This window comes from Rhodospirillum centenum SW (assembly GCF_000016185.1).
Classification (GTDB): domain Bacteria; phylum Pseudomonadota; class Alphaproteobacteria; order Azospirillales; family Azospirillaceae; genus Rhodocista; species Rhodocista centena.
On the sequence record NC_011420.2, the window covers coordinates 2,055,920 to 2,073,637 of the forward strand.

Below are 17,718 nucleotides of genomic sequence, written 5' to 3' on the forward strand. Positions count from 1 at the left end.
CTGTTGGCAGCCCCGCTTCAGGGCCTGCGGCGCCCCTGCATGCGCAAGGCCCTTTCGTCCCCGGCGCCGAGTGCCTATATTGGGGTCGTCGGGTTCGCCCGACTATGGCGATAAACGCTATGCGGAATAAGCGTTGTGGACCCGGGGGCGGTACCCGGCGCCTCCACCAATCTCCCCGGACGGCCTTGGCCGGCCGGGACGACGGGGGCGAAACAGGATCGACACGCGTGGTAAAGGCATGGTTTTCGCTCGGCATGGTTCCGCCGTTACCGGGCCATTTCATAGGTGCCAACGACAACACGGCGCCTGCCCTTCGCATGGCTGCCTGATAGCCCCCTTAAGGGCTGTTAGCAGTTAGCTGAGGACGGGGTTCGGGGGGCACCCGGCAACAGAAGCCCCCCACTGATTTCCAGGTCCCGCCCGCTGGCGGGACCACAGAACTGGTGACGAGGTTCGCGCGCCGTATGTCCAGGGAACCCTTGCGATACGACCGGATGGTCGAGAACGCCCTGCGCGGCGTGGTGCGCGAAGCCCTGACCGAGGTTCAGGAAGACGGCCTGCCCGGGGAGCACCATTTCTACGTCACCTTCCGCACCGACGGGGCCGGCGTGAAGATCCCGGACTATCTGCGGGAGCAGTATCCGGGCGAGATGACGATCGTCCTGCAATACCAGTTCTACGGGCTGGAGGTGACCCCGCAGGGCTTCTCCGCCACCCTGAGCTTCGGCGGCGTGCATGAGCGGCTGGTCATCCCCTTCGCCGCCATCACCGGCTTCGCCGACCCCTCCGTCAATTTCGGCCTGAAATTCCAGGGCGCTGACGAGGAGGCGAGCGGGGAGGACGAGGCCGACGGGGAAGCGGCGGCCGAGGATGACACGCCGGCGGAGGAGTCCCGCACCGGGACCGTCGTCGCGCTGGACGCCTTCCGCAAGAAGTGAGCGGTCCCCCGGCATGCCGGTGTCCCGCGACTATCTCGACCATGTGCTGGAGCTGCTGGCCCCGCTGGGGCCGGTGAAGGCCCGCGCCATGTTCGGCGGCTGTTCGCTCTCCCTGGACGGCGCCAGCTTCGCGCTGATCGCCGACGATGTGCTCTACCTCAAAGCCGACGCGCAGAACCGGCCCGCCTTCGAAGCGGCCGGCTGCCGGCCGTTCGCGCCGTTCGAGGACAGGCCGCAGCAGACCATGTCCTACTATCCGCCGCCGGAAACCGCCTTCGACGACACGGACGAACTTCTGGCCTGGGCCCGCCCGGCCGTGTCGGCGGCGCTGCGGGCCAAGGCGGCGAAGAAGCCCGCGCGGACGAAGGCTCCACGGACCAAGCCCTGACGGACGACGCCGGACTGAAGGTCACGTCCCCGCCCCCCCCACCGGCATGCAGAAAAGAAAAGGGGCGGCGCCCCGTAGGCCCCGCCCCTTCCCGTCCTGTCGTCAGAGCCGATCCGCAGGCGGCGGTTTCCCGCCGCCCGGGCCTCACGTATCCAGGAAGCTCCGCAGCTTGCGCGAACGCGAGGGGTGCTTGAGCTTGCGCAGGGCCTTCGCCTCGATCTGGCGGATACGCTCGCGCGTGACGCTGAACTGCTGGCCGACCTCTTCCAGCGTGTGGTCGGTGTTCATGCCGATGCCGAAGCGCATGCGCAGCACGCGCTCCTCACGCGGGGTCAGGGTGGCGAGGATGCGGGTCGTCGTCTCGCGCAGGTTCGCCTGGATGGCGGCGTCCAGCGGCAGGACGGCGTTCTTGTCCTCGATGAAGTCGCCGAGGTGTGAATCCTCCTCGTCGCCGATCGGCGTTTCGAGGGAGATCGGCTCCTTGGCGATCTTCAGGACCTTGCGCACCTTCTCCAGCGGCATCATCAGCCGTTCGGCCAGTTCCTCCGGCGTCGGCTCGCGCCCGATCTCGTGCAGCATCTGGCGCGAGGTGCGCACCAGCTTGTTGATCGTCTCGATCATGTGCACGGGGATGCGGATGGTGCGGGCCTGATCGGCGATCGAGCGGGTGATCGCCTGCCGGATCCACCAGGTCGCGTAGGTGCTGAACTTGTAGCCGCGGCGGTACTCGAACTTGTCCACCGCCTTCATCAGGCCGATGTTGCCCTCCTGGATCAGGTCCAGGAACTGCAGACCGCGGTTCGTGTACTTCTTGGCGATGGAGATGACGAGGCGGAGGTTCGCCTCCACCATCTCCTTCTTGGCGCGGCTCGCCTCCTTCTCGCCCTTCTGGACGGTGGAGACGATGCGGCGGAACTCGCCGATCGGCAGGCGCACCTGGTCGGCCACCTCGGAGATGGCCTCGCGCACGCGGCCCACTTCGACCGAGGACTTGTCGGCGAACCGGCCCCAGCTCTTGCTCAGGCCACGGCAGCGTTCCAGCCAGTTCGGGTCCAGCTCGCTGCCGTAATAATGATGCAGGAAGTCCTCGCGCTTGATCTTGCAGTCGGTCGCCAGCCGCAGCAGCTTGCCCTCGTAGCCCAGCAGCTTGCGGTTCAGGCCGTAGAGCTGCTCGACGAGCTGCTCGATCCGGGCATTGTTCAGGCGCACGGAGTTGACGAGATCCGTCAGCTCCGCCTTCAGCTTGTCGTACTTCTTGTCGGAGCCCTTCGGCAGCTCTTCGCCCCGTTGCAGGACGGCGAGGCGCTGTTCCTGCACCTTGTGCAGCTTCTCGTAGGTCTCCTCGATCCGGGCGAAGGTCTCGATGACCTTGGGCTTCAGCTCGGCCTCCATGGCCGAGAGGGAGATGTTGCCCTCTTCGTCGCCGCCCTCAGGCTCGCCCTCGGCCCCTTCCGGGCGCTCGGGCGTCTCCTCCTCCTCGGACTCCGCTTCGACGGCGGAGAGGTCCTCGCCCGTCGGTTCGCCCGACTCGGGGTCGATGCCGTAGGTGGCGTCCAGGTCGATGATGTCGCGCAGCAGCATCTTCCCTTCCATCAGGGACTGATGCCACTCGATGATGGCGCGGATGGTCAGCGGCGATTCGCAGATCGCGCCGATCATCATCTCGCGGCCGGCCTCGATGCGCTTGGCGATGGCGATCTCGCCCTCGCGGCTCAGCAGCTCGACCGACCCCATCTCGCGCAGATACATCCGCACCGGGTCGTCGGTGCGGCCGATGTCGTCGTCGTCCAGGTTGCCCGAGACGCGGCCCTCGCCATCGCCCGAGGCGTCCTGTCCGTCCTCGGGCTCTTCGCCCTCGACGACATTGATGCCCATCTCGCTGAGCTGGGCCATCGTGTCCTCGATCTGTTCCGAGGACGACTGGTCCGGTGGCAGGGCGGCGTTCAGCTCGTCATAGGTGACGTATCCGCGCTCCTTGCCGCGCTGGATCATCTTCTTGACGGCGATCGCCATGTTATCCATGAGAGGACCGTTGGCTTCGTCCTCCCGGGTATCCGTCACTTCGGCGCTTTGCGTCGCTTTCGTGGCCATTATGTCGATGCCCCCGCACTCACTCCGCTGGAACCCGTAAACGCTTGCAGGCGACTCGGGCAACAGCCCGGCCGCAGAGATGACCGACTTCGCTCAAACTGCCTGCACGGCGGCGACCGACTGTGTTCCCGGGAACACACTTCGGCAGACGGGACAGGCCGGGCAGGCCGCTTTCCGCCATGCCCTCATGTCCTAATCGTCCAGATCGGTGGAACCGGCCGAATGTCCGCGGCGTCGCAACGCCTCCTGCCGAAGTGCCTGAACGCGAGCGAGGTTCTCCTGGCTGAACTGTTCAGCCAGCCTCCGCTCGGCATCCCGCAACTCGGCCTGGAGCGCCACTTCCTGGGAATTCAGCCAAACTCCTTGCCAGCCGGTCCTTGCGGCATCGATCGACGCTCCGGGGTGCGCGAATCGGGGCGCGTCTGCACTCAGCAGACCATCCAGCGTCTCGGACAAACCGCGGGAAGACAAGTGGCTATGTAATTCGGCCGCGTCAAGGGCGGAATTCGCCGTCAGCACCTCGACCATGGCGCAACGCAGCGTCTCCAGCGCCGGCGTGGCGAAGACGGCTTCGGCCAGTTGCTCGCCGAATTCCTCGAACAGTTCGGGGTGATGCAGGACCGGCAGCAGCAGCAGCCGCTCCATCTGGCGCGGCTCGGTGCGGATCAGCCCGGTGCGGAAACGGGCGTCGTAGAGCGGGCTGACCGGCAGCCCGTCCACCAGCGGCCGCATCCCGCGACGTCCTGTCCCGGCCCGCCCGCCCCGTCCGCCCCGGCCCTGGCGGGCGGCGGCGAACAGGCGGTCGCGCATGTCCTGTTCATAGGCGCGGCGGACGCGCGCGTCCTGGATCGCCGCACAGCGGGCGGCCAGCGCCGCCTCCAGACCCGCCCGCGCGTCGGGCTGGGCGAGGTCGCGGCCCTGCGCCTCCAGGTCCCAGAGCACGTCCGCCAGCGGCCGGGCGCGGTCCAGCACCGCCTGGAAGGCGGCGGCCCCGCCGGCCCGGATCAGGCTGTCGGGGTCCTCCTTCTCCGGCAGGAAGGCGACGCGGGCGGAATGGTCCGGCAGCAGCAGGGGCAGCAGGCGCTCCACCGCCCGGGCCGCCGCGCGGCGGCCGGCGCTGTCGCCGTCGAAGCAGAGGATGGGCGTGCGCCGCCCCTCCGGGGCCAGCTTCCACAGTTCCAGGATCTGCGCCTCGGTCAGGGCCGTGCCCAGGGGTGCCACCGCCCCGTCGAAGCCGGCCGTGACGCAGGAGATCACGTCCATGTAGCCTTCGGTGACGACGACCGGACGGCCCTCCACCGCGGCCTGCCGGGCGCGGGAGAGGTTGTAGAGGATGTTCCCCTTGTGGAAGAGGGGCGTGTCGCCGGAATTGATGTATTTCGGCCCGTCGCCGGACAGCAGCCGCGCACCGAAGGCCACCACCCGGCCGCGCCGGTCCGTCACCGGGAAGATCACCCGGTTCCAGAAGAAGGCGCGGAGCCCCCGGCCGGGCTCCGGCCGCTTGAACAGCCCGGCCTCGATCATGTCGGCCTCGCCGTAGCCGGCCTGCTCCAGCTCGGCCCGCAGCCCGGCCCCGTCATGCGGGGCATAGCCCAGGCGGAAGCGGGCGATGGTGTCGTCGTCCAGGCCACGGCCGCGCAGATACTCCAGCGCCTGCCGCCCGGCCGGCAGGCCGAGCTGCTGCTCGAAATGGCGGGTGGCGCGCTCGACCAGATCGAACAGCGACTTCTGCCGCTCGAACCGCGCCACCGCCTCGGGCGACGCCTTCGGCACGCTCAGGCCCGCCTCCCCCGCCAGCAGCTCCACCGCCTCCATGAAGGAGAGGTTGTCGTGGCGCATGACGAAGGCGATGGCGTCACCGTGCGCGCCGCAGCCGAAGCAATGGAAGAAGCCCTTGGCGTCGTTGACGTAGAAGCTGGGCGTCTTTTCCTTGTGGAAGGGGCACGGCGCCTTGTACTCGTGGCCGGCGCGGATCAACCGCATCCGCTTCATCACCACGTCGGACAGCGACAGGCGTGCGCGCAGCTCTTCCAGGAAGTTGGGCGGCAGGGCCATGACGACGCCTAGGGCAACGGGGGCCGACGGCAGGGGGCGGATGCGGGCGATCCGCGCCGGGCCCCGGGTCGGTCAAGGAACGAGCATACGCCCCGGGCCGGGTGCCGCGCCATGCGGCCCGGCCCGGCGGGCGCAGTTATCCCCAGGTCACACACTTATCCACAGGCGCAGCCGGCCGGGGGCATGGCGGGTCTCAGCAGGCGAGCTTTTCCCGCACGATGCCGCTGGCGCGGGCAAAGTCCATCTGGCCGGCATAGCGGCTGCGCAGTTCGGCCATCACCCGGCCCATGTCCTTGACCCCGGCGGCGCCGATCTCTTCTGCCAGGGCAGCGACGACGGCGCGGATCTCCTCGTCGTCGAGCTGCTTCGGCATGAAGCGCTCGATCACGGTGATCTCCTCGCGCTCCTGCTGGGCCAGCTCGATCCGGCCGCCCTGCTCGTAGAGTTCGATGGATTCGCGGCGCTGCTTCACCATCGTCTGCAACATCGAGAGGATCTCCGTCTCGTCGATACCGTCGGGGATGCCCCGGCCGCGGGCGGCGATGTCCCGGTCCTTCAGGGCCGCGAGGATCAGCCGCACCGTTGCGACAGCGCGTTGGTCCTTGGCGCGCATGGCCTCCTTCAAGGCCTCGTTGAGCCGCGTGCGCAGCATCGTTCAGTACCTCATTGTCGGAATATGCCGGACTTTACGCAAACTTGCGGTTAACCGCCAGCCCGGAACGGCGGCTCCGCCGGCGCGCCCCGGTTGACCCGGCGGCGCGGCTTGTCTATCTCACGGAACGAGCGGGCTCACGGAACGAGCGGGACGCCGGCCCGGACGGGCTGCCCCGTCCTGGTGGACATCCCGTCCTGGTGCCACGCCGTCCACCCGGCGGCATGGCCGCCATGCAACGGATGCGCCCGCACGGATGCCCCCTCGCGGGGATGTCCGGTCTATATGATCGCCGGTTTCCCAGAAGGTAAGGGCCCCACCGATGACCGACGCCGCCTCCCCGGCCACTTCCCCCCGCGCGTCCGCCACCCCCCGGCCCGAGGGCGCCACGGGCGTCCTGGTTCTGGCCGACGGCACGCTGCTCTGGGGGCGGGGCATCGGGGCGGCCGGGCACCGCGTGGGCGAGGTCTGCTTCAACACCTCGATGACCGGCTACCAGGAGATCCTGACCGATCCCAGCTACGCCGGCCAGATCATCACCTTCACCTTCCCGCATGTCGGCAATGTCGGCGCCAACCCCGAGGACATCGAGACGGTGACCCCGGCTGCGCGCGGGCTGGTGCTGAAGGCGGACATCACCGACCCGTCGAACTGGCGCGCCACCCGGCATCTGGACGACTGGCTGAAGACCTTCGACATGGTCGGCCTCACCGGCATCGACACGCGCCGGCTGACCCGGCGCATCCGCGATGCCGGGGCGCCGACGGGCGTGATCGCCCACGCCCCCGACGGCCGCTTCGACCTGGACGCCCTGCTGGCCCAGGCCCGCGCCTGGCCGGGACTGGAGGGCATGGATCTGGCGAAGGAGGTGTCCTGCCGCCAGACCTATGGCTGGACGGAGACGGGCTGGACCCTGGGCCAGGGCTACGGGACCCTGGAGACGCCGAAGCACCATGTCGTCGCCGTCGATTTCGGGGCCAAGCGCAACATCCTGCGCTGCCTTGCCAGCGCCGGCGTGAAGGTCACCGTGGTGCCCGCCACCGCCACCGCGGAGGAGGTGCTGCGGCACCGGCCGGACGGCGTCTTCCTCTCCAACGGCCCCGGCGACCCGGCGGCCACCGGCGACTATGCCGTGCCGATGATCCGCGGCGTCATGGAGTCCGGCGTGCCGATGTTCGGCATCTGCCTGGGCCACCAGCTCATGGCGCTGGCCCTGGGCGGCCGCACCACGAAGATGGAGCGCGGCCACCGGGGTGCCAACCACCCGGTCAAGGATCTGGCCACCGGCCGGGTCGAGATCACCAGCCAGAACCATGGCTTCGTCGTGGTGCCGGAGAGCCTGCCGGAGACGGTGGAGGTCACCCACGTCTCCCTGTTCGACGGCACGAACGAGGGGCTGCGGCTGAAGGGCCGGCCGGTCTTCTCGGTGCAGTACCACCCCGAAGCCAGCCCCGGCCCGCAGGACAGCCACTACCTGTTCCAGCGTTTCGTGGACGCGATCGAAGGCCGTTACTGAGCCGTCGCAGCCCCTGTCTGCGCCATGAAAACGGCGGGGCCCGCAGGTCCCGCCGTTTCCGTATGTGCCTGCCGGATCAGGACCGGCCGGGGTCGCGGTATTGCGGGTCCGCCGCCTCATGCGCGGTGGAATGGCCGCCGGCCCGGTAGCCGACGACATCCTCGGCCATCGCCGGGCGGGCACCTGCCGTCTTCCCCTCCCCGGGGACCGCTCCGGTCCCGGCACCGGCCGCACCGGAGCCGGTGCCCGCGTTGTTCCGGTCGCTGTCGCGGAACACCTCGGCCGCCTCGCGCGCGGACTGCGTGCCGGGCTGCCGGCCGATGATCTCGTCCGCCCCGGGGGCCTGTCCTGGCCGGGCCGCCCGTCCGTCATCCTCGACATGGCTGTGGTGCGTCTCCGCCCGCGGGTCCGGCCCCAGGCGCTGGCGCATCGGCGTGTAGCGCGACGCCGACCCGGATGACGGGTGGCGCGTCATCTCCCAGGCCAGCCATGCCACGCCGACACCGATGAGGGCGAGCGGCAGCGGGTTGCGCGCGACCACGTCCAGCACGTCTTCGGTCATGGCGCGGCCGCGCCGGCTGGTGCGCACCCAGGTCACCGCTCCGTCGAGCAGGCTTTCCGGTTGCAGGCGCCGCTCGATCTCCGCCGCCGTGCGGCTCATGCCGCGGCGGGTCTCCTCGATCTCCCGCTCGATCTCCTCGGATCGTGTCGCCATGGCTGTCCTCCGCAGTCTCTCTTCCGGGCACTGTCGTGCAGGGGGCCGGCAGCAGCCGCCCCCGTCGGAGAGGAAACAGCCGGAAGCGGCTTCCGTCCCGGCGCCGGATCGCGGCCGGCTATCCGAAGGAATCTGCGGCGCACGGGTGGATCATGTTAAGTTCTGGTAAAATGTTTGTGGACGATCATACGTCCCGTGTCAGGTGAACGAGGCTTTAATGGGCGTTTTCGACTTCCTGAAGGTCACGGTCGTCGAGAAGACGGTCGTCGCCAGCTACAAGGCGGCCCTGACCGTGGACGGGAAGCCCCTGCCCGTCGCCAATCTCGGCATGGACAGCGTCACGGCCGGCGCGCCCGGGAAGCTGAAGCAGGGCCAGCGGGTGAGCTTCGCCCTGGCCCTGACGGACCCGAAGGAAAGCCTGTCGATCCGCGGCACCGGCGTAGTCGCCAGCGTGGACAAGACCCAGGCGAAGATCCAGTTCCAGGGCCTGCCGGACCAGACGCGCCAGCAGGTCGCCCGCTTCCTGGCCCGCTACCTGATCAACCGTCCCGCCTCCTGACCGGGCGGGAGTGCCGCCTGTCCGATCAGCCGCCCGACTGCTACCATGCCGCCCCGGCATGGATTTTCTGCGGATCGCGGGTGATGGGGCGACGGACGGCAAAGACAGGCATTCCCGCGCGCGGCAGCGCCGCGCTGCCGGCGGCCCTGCGCCTGCTGACCCTCCTTGTCCTGCTGCCCCTTGCCCTGACGGCCGTTCTCCTGCCGCCGACGGCCGCCGCGGCGGCGGAGCGGCTGAAGATGCAGCGCACGCACGACGGGGATGCGCGCGCCCTGCCCTACGACCCCGATCCCCCGCCCGCCGTCGCGGAGCCGCGGCCGCCCTGGCAGTCGAAGAACCGCATCGTCTATGCCTTCGACCGGCCGGCGCGCTCCCGTCTCGCCTACTCCGCGGAGCTGAGCACCGCCTGTCGCCGGGGCGAGTTCCTGCAACGGGTGGACATGCTCTACCGCGCCTTCGGCCCCGGTGAGCAGCCGCTGGGTGTCGCCTACGGGGCCATGGCGGTCAATCTGATCGACCCGAAGCGCCGGCGGCAGGTGGACATGGTCTATTTCTTCCACCGCCAGGACACGGGCCGCTGCGCCGTCTATGAGGCGCGGCTGGAGACGCTGCGGCCCTGGTTCGTCGGACCCTGAAACGGCGGCCCCTGAAACGGTGGGCGCGGACCCGGCCGGAGCGGTCCCCGGAGCGGGCCGGGGAGCGACTGCATCGCAGGGCGGCATCCTCGACGCTTCCCACCCGGGGACGCGCCCTCTATATAGGGCGGTCAGCCGAAGCATCCCCCGCGCCCTGGCCTTCGCTCCGGGGCGGAGGATGCTTTCGCGCGACCACGAAGACCCCATGACCGCGGCCTGATCCCATGCCCAAGCGCACAGACATCACGTCCATCTGCATCATCGGCGCGGGGCCGATCGTCATCGGACAGGCGTGCGAGTTCGACTATTCCGGCGTGCAGGCCTGCAAGGCCCTGCGGGAGGAGGGTTACCGGGTCATCCTGGTCAACTCCAACCCGGCGACGATCATGACCGATCCGGGCATGGCCGACGCCACCTACATCGAGCCGATCACCCCGGCCATGGTCGCCAAGGTGCTGGAGCGCGAGCGGCCGGACGCCCTGCTGCCCACCATGGGCGGTCAGACGGCGCTGAACACGGCGCTGGCCCTCTTCAAGGACGGCACGCTGGACCGGCTTGGGGTGGAGATGATCGGCGCCAAGGCCGATGTCATCGCCAAGGCCGAGGACCGCCTGCTGTTCCGCGAGGCGATGGACAAGATCGGGCTGGAGAGCCCGCGCTCGCGCCTCGTGAAGACCTATGACGAGGCGCTGGAGGCGCTGGCCTTCGTCGGCCTGCCCGCCATCATCCGGCCCAGCTTCACCCTGGCCGGCACCGGCGGCGGCATCGCCTTCAACCGGGTCGAGTTCGAGGAGATCGTGAAGGGCGGCCTGCGCGCCAGCCCGGTCGGCGAGGTGCTGATCGAGGAGTCGGTGCTGGGCTGGAAGGAGTACGAGATGGAGGTTGTCCGGGACAGCCGGGACAACTGCATCATCGTCTGCTCCATCGAGAACATCGACGCCATGGGCGTGCATACGGGCGACAGCATGACCGTCGCCCCGGCGCTGACGCTCACGGACAAGGAATACCAGATCATGCGCAACGCCTCGATCGCGGTGCTGCGCGAGATCGGGGTGGATACCGGCGGCTCGAACGTCCAGTTCGCGGTCTGCCCGGACACCGGCCGCATGGTCGTGATCGAGATGAACCCGCGCGTCAGCCGCAGTTCGGCCCTGGCGTCGAAGGCGACGGGCTTCCCGATCGCCAAGATCGCCGCCAAGCTGGCCGTCGGCTACACGCTGGACGAGCTGACCAACGACATCACGAAGACGACGCCGGCCAGCTTCGAGCCGACGATCGACTATGTCGTCACCAAGATCCCCCGTTTCGCCTTCGAGAAGTTCGCCGGCGCCGACAACACGCTGACCACCAGCATGAAGTCGGTGGGCGAGGCCATGTCGATCGGCCGCACCTTCGCCGAATCGTTCCAGAAGGGGCTGCGCTCACTGGAGACGGGCCTGACCGGCCTGGACGAGGTGGACCTGACCGACGGCACCGGCGTGGTGGACCATGCGCGGATGCGCGCGCTGCTGTCGCGGCCGACACCGGAGCGGCTGCTGATCGTGGCCCAGGCCATGCGCCACGGCTGGACGGTCGAGCAGATCTACGAGGAGTGCAAGTACGACCCCTGGTTCCTGCACCAGATCGAGGCCATCGTGAAGACCGAGGCCGAGATCCGCGACGCGGCCGGCGCCAGCCTGCGCGATCCGCAGGCGCTGGCCCGCTACAAGGCCATGGGCTTCTCCGACGCGCGGCTGGCGAAGCTGGTCGGCTGGAGCGAGGAGCAGGTGGCCGAAGCGCGCCGCGCCGCCGGCATCCTGCCGGTGTTCAAGCGGATCGACACCTGCGCCGGCGAGTTCGCCAGCGGCACGCCCTACATGTACTCGACCTACGAGGGCAACGGGCTGGAGCCGGCGGAGGATGAGAGCGAGCCGTCCGACCGCACCAAGGTCGTCATCCTGGGCGGCGGGCCGAACCGCATCGGCCAGGGCATCGAGTTCGACTACTGCTGCGTCCATGCCGTCTACGCCCTGCGCGACGCCGGGTTCGAGACGATCATGGTGAACTGCAACCCGGAGACCGTCTCCACCGACTACGACACCTCCGACCGGCTCTATTTCGAGCCGCTGACGGCGGAGGACGTGATCGAGCTGGTCCGCCGCGAGCAGACGAACGGCAAGGTGCTGGGCTGCATCGTGCAGTTCGGCGGCCAGACGCCGCTGAAGCTGGCGGACGCGCTGGAGAAGGCCGGCATTCCCATCCTGGGCACCACGCCCGACGCCATTGATCTGGCCGAAGACCGCGAGCGCTTCCAGAAGCTGCTGCATCAGCTCCAGCTCCGCCAGCCGGCCAACGGTCTGGCCCGCAGCCTGGAGGAGGCGGAGCGGGTCGCCCGCGAGATCGGCTTCCCGGTGGTGATCCGGCCCAGCTACGTGCTGGGCGGCCGCGCCATGGAGATCGTCCACGATCTGGCAGGGCTGCACCGCTACATCCACACCGCCGTGAAGGTGTCGGGCCGGAACCCGGTGCTGATCGACAGCTATCTCCAGGACGCCATCGAGGTGGACGTGGACGCCGTATCCGACGGCAAGACGGTCTATGTCGCCGGCATCATGGAGCATATCGAGGAAGCGGGCATCCATTCGGGCGACAGCGCCTGCGCCCTGCCCCCCTACACCCTGCCGAAGCCGGTGGTGGACGAGCTGGCGGCCCAGACGGTGAAGCTGGCCAAGGGCCTGGGCGTCGTCGGCCTGATGAACGTGCAGTTCGCCGTGAAGCAGAGCGCGCCCGGCGAGGGCGACGCGACCGGCTTCGACGTCTACATCCTGGAGGTCAACCCGCGCGCCAGCCGCACGGTGCCCTTCGTCGCCAAGGCCACCGGCACCGCCATCGCCAAGGTGGCCGCCCGCATCATGGCCGGCGAGACGCTGTCCACCTTCGACCTGAAGGGCGCCTTCCCCGGCCACACGGCCGTGAAGGAAGCGGTCTTCCCGTTCAACCGCTTCCCCGGCGTGGACATCGTGCTGGGGCCGGAGATGCGCTCGACCGGCGAGGTCATGGGCCTGGACCGCGATTTCGCGCTGGCCTTCGCCAAGAGCCAGCTCGGCGCCGGCGTCAGCCTGCCCCGCAGCGGCACCGTCTTCATCTCGGTGCGCGAGCGCGACAAGCCGGCCATGGTGCCGATGGCGAAGCGGCTGGCGGAAACGGGGTTCCGGATCGTCGCCACGCGGGGTACGGCGAAATATCTGGCCGAGCACGGCATCGAGGTGGCGGCCGTGAACAAGGTGCTGGAAGGCCAGCCCCATATCGTGGATGCGATGATCAACGGGGATGTGGACCTCATCTTCAACACCACCGAAGGGGCGCAGGCGCTGTCGGACAGCTTCAGCTTGCGCCGCGCGGCGCTGACCAATAACATCCCTTACTACACAACGGTGGCGGGGGCCCGGGCGGCGGTCGAAGCCATCTCTGCGCTGAAGACCGGCAGTCTTGAAGTGGCGCCGCTCCAGTCCTACCTGAGCGGGTCATACTGAGGGCTTGGGCCGGCGACGCGGGGAAACCCGCGTCGGCCGGTTCGTATTGTTCGGCAGCAACCGTGTTCCGCAGGAACACTGTCCAGACGGGTAGCCTGACAAAATGGAAAAAGTTCCGATGACGGCCCGGGGTTTCACCCGGCTGCAGGAAGAGCTGAAGCAGCTCAAGAGCGTCGAGCGGCCTGCCGTGATCAAAGCGATTGCCGAAGCACGCGAACACGGCGATCTGTCGGAGAACGCGGAATACCATGCCGCCCGTGAGCGCCAGAGCTTCATCGAAGGCCGCGTCATGGAACTGGAGGACAAGATCAGCCGGGCCGAGGTGATCGACCCGACGAAGCTGTCCGGCAGCGCCATCAAGTTCGGGGCCACCGTGACCCTTGCCGACGAGGACACCGACGAGGAGGTGACCTATCAGATCGTCGGCCAGGACGAGAGCGACATCAAGGCGGGCTTCATCTCCATCACCAGCCCGCTGGCCCGCGCCCTGATCGGCAAGCAGGTCGGCGACAGCGTGGAGGTGACCACTCCCGGCGGCTCGAAGAGCTACGAGATCACCGGAATCCAGTTCAAGTAACCGGCTCCGGCCCGCCCGCCCGCTCCGACGCCCGCCTCCTGGCGGGCGTCCGCGTTTCCGGCCCTTGCGCCACCGGCGGCCGGCGCCATCTCTGGGCGGACCGCGACCCCGGGAGCACCCGCCGCATGACCGCCAGGACGACGACGGCCACCGTGGTGGCGCCCCCTGTTGAGACGGGGGACACGAAGACGGGGGGCACGGAGACTCCCCGACCCTCCTTCGCGGAGGCGCTGCGCTTCTGGCTGAAGCTGGGCTTCATCAGCTTCGGCGGCCCGGCGGGTCAGATCGCCCTGATGCAGACGGAACTGGTGGACCGGCGCGGCTGGATCGACCAGCGCCGGTTCCTGCACGGGCTGAACTTCTGCATGCTGCTGCCGGGACCGGAGGCACAGCAGCTTGCCACCTATGTCGGCTGGCGGCTGCACGGCATCCCCGGCGGACTGGCGGCGGGGCTGCTGTTCATCCTGCCGGGGGCGCTGCTGCTGCTGGGCCTCTCCTGGCTGGCGGCGGCGCATGGCGATCTGGCCTGGGTCGCCGCGCTGTTCGACGGGGTGAAGCCGGTGGTGGTGGCGATCGTCGCCACCGCGCTCTGGCGCATCGGCGCCCGCACCCTGCGCGGCTGGCCGTCGCTCGCGCTGGCCGCCGCCGCGTTCCTGGGCATCTATGCCCTGGGCGTCCCCTTCCCGCTGATCGTGCTGGCGGCCGCCCTCACGGGGGCCGCGGCCGCGGCCCTGGGGCACACCCCCTTCACACCCTTCGGCGCGGATGCCGGGGGAGACGGGCCGCTGCCGCCGGAGACCCTGCCGGGTTCCCTGCGGCTGCTGAAGCTGGGGGGTATCTTCCTGTTGCTGTGGGCGGTGCCGGTGGGGGCCGTGCTGGCCCTGGCCGGGACGGAGCCCTATGCCGCCATCGCCGCCCTGTTCACCAAGGCCGCCTTCGTCACCTTCGGCGGCGCCTATGCCGTGCTGCCCTACATCGCCGAGGCCGGCGTCGCCCACGGCTGGCTGACGCCGGGCGACATGCTGAACGGCCTCGCGCTGGCCGAGAGCACGCCCGGCCCCCTGATCCTGGTGACGCAGTATGTCGGCTTCTTCGCCGGCTGGAGCACGCCGGGCGGCCTGCCCCCCGTCTGGGCCGGGGTGCTGGGCAGTGCGCTGACGCTGTACGTCACCTTCCTGCCCTGCTTCCTGTTCATCTTCGCTGGCGCCCCCTATGTGGAGACGCTGATCCGGAACCGGCTTGCCGCGGCGGCGCTGGCGGCCGTCACGGCGGCGGTCGTGGGGGTGATCCTGAACCTGGCGGTGTTCCTGGGAACCCACGTCCTGCTGCCGGAACCGGGCCGGCCGGACCTGTTCGCCCTGGGGCTGGCGGCCGCGGGCCTGCTGGCGCTCCTGCGCCTGAACTGGCAGGTCCACTGGCTGGTGCTGGCGGGCGCCGCCGCCGGACTGGCCCGGGCGGCGGTGACGGGGGGGCTGTCGTGACGGGGCTGCTGTAGGGAACGGCTGGGGAAGGACGGGGCCGGGAAGAGTCCCGGAGGCGGCCGGAGCCGCGCTCACTCCTCGTCGCTCACTCCACGTCGCTCACTCCTCCTCGTCGTCCTCGTCCTTGATCTCCGGCCCGACATCGACATCCACGGGCACGCCGGGCGCGAATTTCGACTGCCGGATGGCGAGGGCCGACTTCACATGGCTGACATTGGGTGCGGCCGTGAGCCGCGTGGTAAGGAACCGCTGGTAGGAATCCCAGTCTGAGGCGACGATCTTCAGCAGGAAGTCCGTCTCCCCGGCCAGCATGTTGCACTCGCGGACCTCGGGCCAACTGTTGACCAGGTCCTCGAATCTCTTAAGGTCCTGCTCCGCCTGGGAGGAGAGGCCGACCTGGGCGAACACGGTGACGTGGAACCCCAGAGCCTCCGGATTGATGTCCGCATGATAGCCACGGATATAGCCAGCCTCCTCCAGGGCGCGGACACGCCGAAGGCAGGGGGGCGCGGAGATGCCGGCGCGCCGCGCCAGCTCCACGTTCGTCATACGGCCATCCGCCTGAAGGTCACGGAGGATGCGCCGATCGATCCGGTCGAGTTTGACCCGCCGCATGTTGATTTCTTGAGGCTCCAGGGGTTGGTGTTTGGGAAATGATATTACACGAGCCATCCGCGGGCGCCAAGAGACGCCCGCTGCCCTTCGCTCTTCCGTCTGTTCGCTCGGGGTATCGGGAGACGCGCCGATGACGGCGGTCCCGATGGCGGCACCTGTCTGCTGGGTGATGTCCGACGGCAAGGCGGGCATGGAGAACCAGTGCCTCGGCCTTGCCGAGGCCGTGGGCGCGCACCCTATCATCAAACGGATCGCACTCAAGACCCCTTGGCGGCAGACCACCCCCTATCTTCCGATCAGCCTGCGGCTCGCCCTGGCGCCGGAGTCCGATCCGCTGACCCCGCCCTGGCCGGATCTGCTCATCACGTCCGGCCGCCAGGCGGTCGGGCTGTCGCTGCTGATCCGCCGCCTGAACGGCGGTCGGACCTTCTGCGTCCACATCCAGAATCCGGGCGTGCCCTTCTCCCGCTTCGACGCGGTGATCCTGCCGAAGCATGACGAGAAGTGCGGCCCCACGCTCATCACCACCCGCGGCGCCCTGCACCGGGTGACGCCGGAGCGGCTGGCCGACGCGGCCGCCCGCTTCGCGCCGGCCGTGGCGCACCTGCCGCGGCCGCGGGTGGCGGTGCTGATCGGCGGGTCGAACGGGGTCTATCACCTGACGCCGACGGTGATGGGGGACGTGGCGGAGAAGCTGTCCGACCTCGCCCGGCATGAGGGCGTCGGACTGATGGTGACGCCGTCCCGCCGCACCGGCGCCGACAACGAGGCGATCCTGCGCGCCCGGCTGGCGGGGTTGCCCGCCACCGTCTGGGACGGCACGGGGGAGAATCCCTATTTCGGCTTCCTGGGACTGGCGGACGCGGTGGTCGTCACCTGCGACAGCGTTTCCATGGTGTCGGAAGCGGCCAGCACCGGCAAGCCGGTCTACATCATCGAACTGGAGGGCGGCTCGCCGAAGTTCCGCCGCTTCCATGAGATGATGTACGCCGACGGCATCGCCCGGCCCTTCACCGGGGTGCTGGAGTCCTGGAGCTACACGCCGCTGGACGATACCGCCCGCGTCGCGGCGGAGGTGCTGCGGCGCATGGCGGTGTGGCGGCACCGGCACGGCATCCCCGGCTGACGGCCGGTCGGGGGCCGGCATCGCACCACCTGCGGATGCCGGCCTCTTGACCGGCCCGCGCATGTGTCCCACCTGCCAACGGTCAGCGACCAACGACGGGGCCAGCCATGCGCGAACCCACGACGCCCCTGCCCACGGCACCCTTGCCCACGGCGGCCCTGCCCACGGCGCTCCAGAAGAACCTCCCCGCCGGCACTGCGGCCGGCGGGCTGATCGACCTGGAGCGGTTCCGGGCGACGCCCCTCTCCCCCGATCCCTACGACCACCTGATCGTGCCGGGCTTCATCCGGGCCGACGCGCGCGACGCGGTGAACCGCGACTTCCCGGAGATCACGAGGCCGGGCAGTTTCCCCGCCTCCGAACTGCGCTTCGGCGCGGTCTTCGCCCGTCTGCTGGCGGAGATCCAGGGGCCGGAGATGACCCGCGCCTTTGCGGAGAAGTTCGACCTGGACCTGTCCGGCCGGCCCACCATGGTCACGGTGCGCGGCCGGGCCCGCGCCAAGGACGGCCGCATCCATACCGACAGCGACAGCAAGATCATCACCGTCCTGATCTACATGAACCCGTCCTGGGAATCGCCCGACGGGCGGCTGCGCCTGTTGCGCTCGCCCGACCGGCTGGACGACGCGGCGGTGGAGGTGCCGCCCGAGGAGGGCACCCTTCTGGCCTTCCGCAACGGGCCGACGGCATGGCACGGTCATTCCAGCTTCGTCGGCCAGCGCCGGGTCATTCAACTCAACTGGGTGACCGACGCGGGCGTCGTCCGGCGCGAGCAGTTCCGCCATTCCGTCACGGCCCGGCTGAAGCGGCTGAACCCGTTCCGCTGAGCCGCCGGCCCCCGTCCCGTCCCCCACCGGA

Annotated in this window: 15 protein-coding genes and 1 other RNA gene; 11 read left to right on the forward strand and 5 right to left on the reverse strand. The window is 69.5% G+C overall.

All coding sequences use genetic code 11. From position 1 onward, the window contains the following. The first annotated feature begins 48 nt into the window (after nucleotides 1-48). The 3 genes from ssrA to RC1_RS09620 all read left to right on the forward strand — a co-directional run bounded on the left by ssrA (nucleotide 49) and on the right by RC1_RS09620 (nucleotide 1,326). Nucleotides 49-404, forward strand: a transfer-messenger RNA (tmRNA) gene (gene ssrA / locus RC1_RS20555). Nucleotides 405-464: 60 nt separating this feature from the next. Next, nucleotides 465-938 (forward strand): SspB family protein, encoded by a 474-nt coding sequence (locus RC1_RS09615; RefSeq protein WP_012567182.1) that lies wholly within the window; start codon nucleotides 465-467, stop codon nucleotides 936-938. Nucleotides 939-951: 13 nt separating this feature from the next. Continuing rightward, nucleotides 952-1,326 carry a TfoX/Sxy family protein gene (locus RC1_RS09620; RefSeq protein WP_012567183.1) on the forward strand — a complete coding sequence of 125 codons (375 nt, stop codon included), beginning with the start codon at nucleotides 952-954 and terminating at the stop codon, nucleotides 1,324-1,326. A 144-nt stretch (nucleotides 1,327-1,470) separates the two neighbouring features. On the opposite strand, the gene rpoD is transcribed toward RC1_RS09620, so the two are convergent. The 3 genes from rpoD to RC1_RS09635 all read right to left on the reverse strand — a co-directional run bounded on the left by rpoD (nucleotide 1,471) and on the right by RC1_RS09635 (nucleotide 6,124). Next, on the reverse strand, nucleotides 1,471-3,417 hold the full coding sequence (gene rpoD, locus RC1_RS09625; RefSeq protein ID WP_012567184.1) for an RNA polymerase sigma factor RpoD: 1,947 nt from the start codon (nucleotides 3,415-3,417) through the stop codon (nucleotides 1,471-1,473). A gap of 192 nt (nucleotides 3,418-3,609) precedes the next feature. Next, nucleotides 3,610-5,472: a DNA primase gene (gene dnaG / locus RC1_RS09630; protein ID WP_012567185.1), complete on the reverse strand. Its 1,863-nt coding sequence runs from the start codon at nucleotides 5,470-5,472 to the stop codon at nucleotides 3,610-3,612. A gap of 193 nt (nucleotides 5,473-5,665) precedes the next feature. Then, entirely contained in the window at nucleotides 5,666-6,124 is a 459-nt protein-coding gene (locus RC1_RS09635; RefSeq protein WP_012567186.1) for a GatB/YqeY domain-containing protein, read from the reverse strand. Between the two features lie 322 nt (nucleotides 6,125-6,446). Between RC1_RS09635 and carA the strand changes: the two genes are divergently transcribed. Then, the gene (gene carA, locus RC1_RS09640) at nucleotides 6,447-7,640 is read left to right on the forward strand and encodes a glutamine-hydrolyzing carbamoyl-phosphate synthase small subunit (RefSeq protein WP_012567188.1); all 1,194 of its coding nucleotides are present in this window, start codon (nucleotides 6,447-6,449) and stop codon (nucleotides 7,638-7,640) included. A gap of 76 nt (nucleotides 7,641-7,716) precedes the next feature. On the opposite strand, the gene RC1_RS20070 is transcribed toward carA, so the two are convergent. Further along, a complete protein-coding gene (locus RC1_RS20070; protein ID WP_012567189.1) occupies nucleotides 7,717-8,355 on the reverse strand; it encodes a DUF3618 domain-containing protein in 639 nt (212 codons plus the stop codon). 217 nt (nucleotides 8,356-8,572) lie between these two features. Between RC1_RS20070 and RC1_RS09650 the strand changes: the two genes are divergently transcribed. From RC1_RS09650 to chrA, 5 genes are all read left to right on the forward strand, one after another. Further along, nucleotides 8,573-8,914: a PilZ domain-containing protein gene (locus RC1_RS09650; RefSeq protein WP_012567190.1), complete on the forward strand. Its 342-nt coding sequence runs from the start codon at nucleotides 8,573-8,575 to the stop codon at nucleotides 8,912-8,914. 83 nt (nucleotides 8,915-8,997) lie between these two features. Next, nucleotides 8,998-9,549, forward strand: coding sequence for a hypothetical protein (locus RC1_RS09655; protein WP_012567191.1), 552 nt, complete (start codon nucleotides 8,998-9,000; stop codon nucleotides 9,547-9,549). Between the two features lie 224 nt (nucleotides 9,550-9,773). Next, entirely contained in the window at nucleotides 9,774-13,061 is a 3,288-nt protein-coding gene (gene carB, locus RC1_RS09660; protein WP_012567192.1) for a carbamoyl-phosphate synthase large subunit, read from the forward strand. Nucleotides 13,062-13,164: 103 nt separating this feature from the next. Next, a complete protein-coding gene (gene greA / locus RC1_RS09665; RefSeq protein WP_012567193.1) occupies nucleotides 13,165-13,638 on the forward strand; it encodes a transcription elongation factor GreA in 474 nt (157 codons plus the stop codon). Between the two features lie 125 nt (nucleotides 13,639-13,763). Then, nucleotides 13,764-15,119, forward strand: coding sequence for a chromate efflux transporter (gene chrA / locus RC1_RS09670; protein WP_012567194.1), 1,356 nt, complete (start codon nucleotides 13,764-13,766; stop codon nucleotides 15,117-15,119). Between the two features lie 99 nt (nucleotides 15,120-15,218). On the opposite strand, the gene RC1_RS09675 is transcribed toward chrA, so the two are convergent. Further along, on the reverse strand, nucleotides 15,219-15,734 hold the full coding sequence (locus tag RC1_RS09675) for an Lrp/AsnC family transcriptional regulator (protein ID WP_012567195.1): 516 nt from the start codon (nucleotides 15,732-15,734) through the stop codon (nucleotides 15,219-15,221). A 130-nt stretch (nucleotides 15,735-15,864) separates the two neighbouring features. On the opposite strand from RC1_RS09675, the gene RC1_RS09680 reads away from it, so the two are divergent. Next, the gene (locus RC1_RS09680) at nucleotides 15,865-16,860 is read left to right on the forward strand and encodes a mitochondrial fission ELM1 family protein (protein WP_012567196.1); all 996 of its coding nucleotides are present in this window, start codon (nucleotides 15,865-15,867) and stop codon (nucleotides 16,858-16,860) included. Nucleotides 16,861-16,967: 107 nt separating this feature from the next. Beyond that, nucleotides 16,968-17,687, forward strand: coding sequence for a 2OG-Fe(II) oxygenase family protein (locus tag RC1_RS09685; RefSeq protein WP_012567197.1), 720 nt, complete (start codon nucleotides 16,968-16,970; stop codon nucleotides 17,685-17,687). Nucleotides 17,688-17,718 lie beyond the last annotated feature (31 nt).